Below are 6,483 nucleotides of genomic sequence, written 5' to 3'. Positions count from 1 at the left end.
CCCCACCAGGATGATCAATGTCACCCGGCAGGCTTCACGGCCACCCCACCGGCACCTCGGCCGACACGCTGATCACCTCTGCACATTTACCTGTACCTGGGTCTGCACATGAACCCGTACGCCGACAAGGGCCGTCTCGACTCGTGCGCCGGGTGGGCTGAGGCGCTCAGGTAGGTAGCGCAGGAACGGGATTCCTGCGCCGTCGGCGTCCAGCAGCGTCGCCCATTCGACGAACTCGGGTTGCCCGGCCGGGGCACCGATCATGATCTCGGTGAGGCGCCGGTCGCGGCGGACGGTCCTGACGATCGGCACTGCCGGGTCCGGATGGCCCACCAGGAGTAGGAGGGCCGTCGCGCGGGTGCCGGCGAGTTCGTCGCATATGGCGGTGGGGGTGAGCGTGCGCATGTCGAGTTCGGTGACCGTGCCGCCGCGTGGGGCGAGGTGGTCGCGCAGGATGCGGGTCCCGGACGTCCAGTAGGCGCTTGGCTCGGCTGCTACGGCGATTCGGCTGTGGCCTGTGTTGAGGAGGAAGTCCGCGTAGACCCGCCAGCCGCGGGACTGCGCCGGCGCGAGGCGCGCGACCCATTCCGTGGGTTGTTCGGTGAGCGTGTCGAGAACCGCTGAGGAGCAGAGGAACGGCAGGCCGAGGGCGTCGGCCCTGGTGGCGGCTGCGCGGGCGACGACGCTGTGGTACTCACCCGCCAAGGCGGCCACGCCGAGGCGAGCCAACTCCGCTACGGCCGCCGCAGCCTTTTGCGGGTCGGCCGCGGTGTCTCGGACCACCAGTTCGAGTGGTCTTCCGGCGATCCCGCCGGCGTCATTGACTTCGCGAGCGGCCAGTTCGAGCCCGGCGAGCAAGTGTCGGCCCGCCTCGACCCAGCCAGGCCGGGTCAGCGGAGCAAGAGCACCGATCCGGACGGACGACCCGTCAGGCCGCTCCGCCCCCTGTGGCGATGGTAGAGTCTTCATGGCGTTGACGTCTCCCGTCCACTTTCGCTCGAAGTGGGCCCCGAAAGCTACCTGCCGATGGGTGCGGCGGCCTCGCCGGGACCGGCCCCGGTGCTTCAATTGCGTTTGAGAAGGCCGGTTAGACCGGCTACTACGGCGGTGCTCAGGATCCAGCCGGACGCTATGAACGCCCACGTCCAGTAGAGGGCCGCGCCATTGGCTTGCCAGGCTTTCTGTTGGCCCAGGTCGCCCAGGGGTAGCAGGACGTCCAGGGTGTAGCCGAGGGCGTTGAAGTGCGGTGCGGTCGTCCCGGCTCTCGTCATCTGGTCGGAGTCGAACAGCTGGGTGCCCAGGGACAGCAGCGCGGCCAGCCAGAGGGCGGCGAGCCAGGTCCGGTAGCCGTAGCCGACGGTCAGGTACAGCAGCCAGTCGACCAGCTTGCCGGGCGGGCTCAGCACCTTGCGGCGGTGCCACTGCTTGGCGATGGCCACCTTCCTGGCGGCCTCCTCATGTCCGGTGCGCCGGTAGGCGGCGGCGAGCTGGTCGTAGATCTGCGGCGTGTAGCCGCCGCGGTGGCGGGACGTCCAGCGGAGTCGGGCCCGGAGGTCGGCCTCGCCGGCCACGGTGTCGTAGGTGAAGCCCCGCAGCAGGAGCGTGGCGGGCCATGTTCGAGGGTCGTCCTCGTAGGCTCCGACCTGGGTGCCGGTGAGGTTGATGAGTCCTTTTGGGGCCTGTCGAAGAAGCAGGACCAGCGCCTGCGCGGTCGCCGCCGTCAGGTCGAGAGCCTGGTGACGGGGCCTGGTGAGGACGGCATCGGTCAGGTCGATGTGCCCGCCAACGCGGGCGCCCGACAGCTGGAGTCCGCCTTCGGCGGTGAATCCTCTGCGGCACATCAGGTCACCGTCGACGGTGAGGCGCACCGCGTACAGCGCGCACCGTCCTGGGTTGGCGAGCCGGGCACCGCTGAAGTCGGCCACTCCGCCGATCCCGGCTCCGATGAGGCGGACCTCCCCTTCGGCGGACGAGCGGCGGCAGTACGCGGACTGCTCGACGGTGAGCGCGTCAGCGGACAACGCTTGGCCGTCAGGATGCGTCAGTACGGCGTCGTCCAGGTTCAGTGCACCGCCGATCCGGGCGCGGACGAGCTGAACCTCGCCCTCGGCACGGAAACCGCTGGCATGCAAGTCCTGGTCGATGGTGAGGCCGTCGCCGTTCAGCGCCCGTCCGCCCGGATTGGTCAGGCGGGCGCCGGCCAGGACCAGCGTCCCGCCGATGTGCGCGCCGGGCAGCCGGATCTCGCCCTCGGACGTCAGGCCCTCGGCCAGGACGCCGTCGTCGACGGCCAGGCGATCGGCGGTGAGGGCGGGGCCGCCGGGATTGGTCAGGTGCGCTCGGGTCAGGTCGAGTCGGCCGCCGATGCGTGCGCCGGGGAGCCGTACCTGGCCGTTGACCGACAGGTCGCGGCAGAAGGCGTCGTGGCCGATCGTGAGGCGGGCGGCGGCGAACGCGTCGGCGCCGGGTGCGTCCAGGTGGGCGCCGTCCAGGTCCAGGGTGCCGTTGATGGCGGCCCCGCGGAGGTGCGTCTCTCCGTGGACGGTGAATCCGTCACGGCAGAACATCGACTGCTCGACGGTGAACCCGTCGGCGGTGAGGGCTCGTCCACCCGGGTTGGTGAGGGTTGCGCCGTCAAAGGTGAGGGCGCCGCCCACGCGAGCGCCTGGCAGGCGGGTTTCGCCTTGAGCGGTGAGGTTTCGGCAGTTCAGGTCTTGGGCGACGGTGAGGCCATCAGCGACTAGACCCGGCAATGCGGCGTCACTGAGATCGACGGTTCCGCCGATGTCGGCGCCCGTGAGGTGAATCCGCTCAGCCGTGAAGCCCTGGTTCAGCTCCAGGTTTCCGGTGGTTCGCAGCTGGGCGGCCATCAAGGCGGGGACGTGGCAGCCGGGCAGGCGCACGGACGGGGCGGTCGCTTCGCTTAGGACGATCGGCTCGTCGAAGTGGCAGTCGGCCAGCAGCAGCGGGCAGGCCAGCTCGGCCGCCTCCAGATCGAGCACGCCGAGGATGCGCGCGCCGCGCAGCTTCACCGCCCTCGGCCAGCCCCGTCCGCCCGTCAGCAACTCGGCCAGCAGGCCGGCCCGCACCTGGCGGTCGGCGTCCGCCCGGACGTCGGTCCAGGCGCCGGACCCGGCGGCTTCGACGAGGCTGCGCTCGGCCTCGCTCAGCTCGCCGAACCGCGGGTCGGGGTCGGTCATGGCTCTCAGGCGCAGCCTTCGAACTGGGGGACGGTGATGGTGATGTCGAGGCCGGACGTGGTGAACCACTGGTCGAGGAGGGTTTCGGCGGCGCCGTTCTGGTACATGCCGGTCAGGATCCGGTTGACGGCGCGGCAGCCGTCCAGGTCGCCCTTGGGGAGGCCGATGCCGTACCGCTCGTCCGAGAAGGGCGCGTTGACGACGGTGACGCCGGAGTCGGCGGTGGCGGCGAACCCGGCGAGGATCAGGTCGTCGGTGGACACGGCGTCCAGGCGTCCCCCGGCCAGCGCCTTGACGCACTCGCCGTACGAGCCCGCCGGGACGAGCGTGGCGGGAACCTTGCGCTCCTCGGTCACGCGACGCCATGAGTTGGATCCGGAGACCTGGCAGAGCCGCTTGCCGCGCAGATCGCGCACGTTCCGGATCGTCCGCTCCCCTTGCCGGACGAGGATGTCCTGGTGCGCGACGTAGTACGGCCCGGCGAAGGTGACGTCGTCCTTGCGCTCAGGGGTGATGGAGTACGTCGCGACCACCATGTCGACCTTGCCTTGGCGCAGTGCGTCCTCGCGTTCGTCCGATGACACCGGACGGAAGGTCAGGTCCTTCGGCGCGACGCCGAGCCGTCCCGCGACGTAGGTGGCGACGTCAACGTCAAAGCCCTCGAAGGAGCCGTCCCGGGTTCGCTGGGACAGGCCCGGCTGGTCGTCCTTGACCCCGATGACCAGGGTGTCGCGGTCGGTGCTGGACGGTGGTGCGTCGGCGCCGTCCACCAGCGGCGCCGTCACCACGGTCACCACCAGGATCAGCACGGCCAGCCCGGCCAGGGCGGCCGTGGCGGCGAGGGTGAGCGTGCTGCGGGCGGCGTGCACGGCGGCTCCCGTCTCTCGGTGTCTCAGCGGTACTCGCGCAGGCGCGGCCAGACCCCGGCCACGATGAGGGCGGCGATGGCCAGGGCCGCGGCGGGCGGCAGCCACGTCCACGGGTCCAGTGTCCGGTCGCCGTCGGTCACGCTGCGGGCGCGAAGGAAGTCGTGGTGGCTGATCCGGGCGTCCAGTTCCTGGTCGTGCGCCCGGAAGGCGGGGTGGGGCAGCGGCGCCCAGCGCGGGTCGAGATGGCCCCTGATGGCGGCGACCCGGTTGCCGCTCTCGGCCAGTTGCCGGACGGCCCTGTCATGGTCCTGGTAGCGGCGGTAGCCGGTCAGCAGTTCGCCTGCGTCTGCGGCGGCGAGGCGCGCCCGGGTGCCGTAGAAGCCGCCGAAGTCGGCGGTGCCGCCGTCCCGGGTCGCGCGGGCGACGCGCTGGTCCAGCTCGCGGTAGTAGGCGGCCAGGCTGGTCGCGCCTTCGATGTAGAGGATCGTCTGGGACTTCTCCAGATACATCTGGTCATAGCGGTCGGCCTGCGCGGGATCCAGGAGCTGCCGGGCCCGGTCGGTATCGAGGCCCTTGCCGATCGCCCGCGCGCGAGTCAGGGTGAGAACCGGGTCGAAGCCGGCGGTCTTGGCGGCCCGCATGTGGTCAGCTTCGGTGGCCAGCAGCGACGCCCCCGCGACCGTCAGCACCAGCGCGCCCGCGAGTGCGGCGGCCAGCGGCAGGCTCAGCAGCCGCCGGAACCGCCTGGCCAGGTACACCTGGAGGGCTCCCACCGCGGCCAGCAGCGCAATGCCGGCGCCGAGGACCCGGAACCAGCCCGCGCGGACGGCCACATGCTCGTCCCGGTAGGCGTCGTCGACGTCCCCCGCACCGTCCAGCGTCAGGTTGTACGCCTTCGGCAGCAGGTTCCGCGTCATCAGGTCGGTCGCCGCCCGGTACCGCCGGACGCCGTCCGCCGGCAGCGCCGCCATCGGCTGGTCCCGCCGCCGCCCGGCCTCCATCGCCGCCTGGACGTGCTGGTCGTAGGCGTGCAGGCCGTCCAGCACCGACTGTACGGTCTGCAGCCGCTCCGGGTCGTCCTTCGCCAGCAGCGCGGCCTGCAACGCGGCCCGCTGGGCGTCCTCGCGGCGGATGTCGTAGGCGTACCGCTCGCTGCTGCGCTCGCACCCCTGTTCCGGGTCGCACAGCCAGCCGTCCTCGCCGCCGGTCAGCAGCACATTGGTGACCTGCGCGTCCATGTCGCTGAGCGCGAGATACATGTCGCTGGTGGCCACCACCATGGGGCCCTCCTGATGCCCCAGCGCCCGCAGCCCCTCGCGCGCGTCCCCGACGCCCACGGCCGTCACGGTGAGCAGCGCGGCGAGCGCCAGCAGCGCCAAGGCGGCCAGGGCCCGGACTCGTCCCGCGACGGTGCGCAGACCAAAGAGCTTGGAGGGCACGCTCGGTTCTTCTCCTTCGCGGGGGGCTCCGGGACCGGCGTCCAGTCTCGGGGGTATCCCCCGACTCAGGCAAGATCGCCTCACGGAACACCGGTGACACCGCCGTCCACGCGCAGATCGATGCCGTTGATGTACCCGGCCAGGGGGCTGGCGAGGAAGGCGACCGCAGCGGCGATGTCGTCCTCGGTGCCGAGGCGACCGCTGGCATTGGGCGCGTACTCGGCCAGTAGCCGCTGCTCCAGTTCGCCCCACGGGGCCGGACGCCCCTGCGCCACCGCCCGCTCCTCGAACAAGCGCCGCATGCCCGCAGTGACGATCACGCCGGGGCTGACCGTATTGGCCGTGACGCCCGATCCGGCGAGGTGGCGGGCGAGCCCGGTGGTCATGTTCACCACGGCCGCCTTCGCGGCCGAGTAGTCGACCATGTTCGGCAGCGGCGTGGTCGCCGCGCGGCTCCCCACGTTGATGATCCGCCCCCAGCCGCGCTCGCGCATCGGCGGTGCGAGAACACGGATCAGCCGAACCGCCGAGAGGACATTGCTGTTCATCGCGTCCAGCCAGTCCGACGGCTCCGCGGTCTCCCAGTCGTGCTCGGCGAACGGCCCGGCGTTGTTGACCAGCACGTCCACGCTCCGCGCCCGCTCGGCCACCTCAGCGGCAGCCGCACCGTCGGTGAGGTCGCCGAGCACCACCTCGGCCTCCCCGCCGGCGGCCCGCACCCCGTCCGCGACCGCCGTAGCGCGCGCCTCGTCACGCCCGTGCACCAGCACCGAACACCCCTCGGCGGCCAGCCTCCCGGCCACTGCCGCCCCGATCCCACCGCTGCTCGCCGTGACCAGCGCCCTCCGTCCCGAAAGCCCAAGCTGCATGCCCCACACGCTAGGCACCCCCTCCGACAATCCAGGGGGCTTGCAGCGCAGGACACTCAGGGCAGCGGCTCGAACGCAGCAGCACCGGACGCCAAGGCCTCACTGG

At 71.6% G+C, this 6,483-nt stretch carries 5 protein-coding genes; all 5 read right to left on the bottom strand.

All coding sequences use genetic code 11. The features are described from left to right. Window positions 1-72: 72 nt before the first annotated feature. A complete protein-coding gene (locus HUX53_RS20425) occupies window positions 73-969 on the bottom strand; it encodes an ABC transporter substrate-binding protein (RefSeq protein ID WP_255205446.1) in 897 nt (298 codons plus the stop codon). A 95-nt stretch (window positions 970-1,064) separates the two neighbouring features. Then, the gene (locus HUX53_RS20420) at window positions 1,065-3,200 is read right to left on the bottom strand and encodes a hypothetical protein (protein WP_176404818.1); all 2,136 of its coding nucleotides are present in this window, start codon (window positions 3,198-3,200) and stop codon (window positions 1,065-1,067) included. Window positions 3,201-3,205: 5 nt separating this feature from the next. Beyond that, window positions 3,206-4,069, bottom strand: a complete 864-nt coding sequence (locus HUX53_RS20415; RefSeq protein ID WP_176404817.1) for a glutamate ABC transporter substrate-binding protein — start codon at window positions 4,067-4,069, stop codon at window positions 3,206-3,208. 23 nt (window positions 4,070-4,092) lie between these two features. Then, window positions 4,093-5,508, bottom strand: a complete 1,416-nt coding sequence (locus HUX53_RS20410) for a hypothetical protein (RefSeq protein WP_176404816.1) — start codon at window positions 5,506-5,508, stop codon at window positions 4,093-4,095. Window positions 5,509-5,588: 80 nt separating this feature from the next. Continuing rightward, a complete protein-coding gene (locus HUX53_RS20405; protein WP_176404815.1) occupies window positions 5,589-6,377 on the bottom strand; it encodes an SDR family NAD(P)-dependent oxidoreductase in 789 nt (262 codons plus the stop codon). Window positions 6,378-6,483: the final 106 nt, after the last annotated feature.

It is taken from the genome of Actinomadura sp. BRA 177 (assembly GCF_013372625.1).
Lineage (GTDB): Bacteria > Actinomycetota > Actinomycetes > Streptosporangiales > Streptosporangiaceae > Spirillospora.
This window is presented reverse-complemented; position numbering and strand designations above follow the sequence as displayed.

Coding starts and splice junctions, on each gene's coding strand:
- HUX53_RS20425 (WP_255205446.1), bottom strand. CDS start 969: ATGAAGACTCTACCATCGCCACAGGGGGCGGAGCGGCCTGACGGGTCG.
- HUX53_RS20420 (WP_176404818.1), bottom strand. CDS start 3,200: ATGACCGACCCCGACCCGCGGTTCGGCGAGCTGAGCGAGGCCGAGCGC.
- HUX53_RS20405 (WP_176404815.1), bottom strand. CDS start 6,377: ATGCAGCTTGGGCTTTCGGGACGGAGGGCGCTGGTCACGGCGAGCAGC.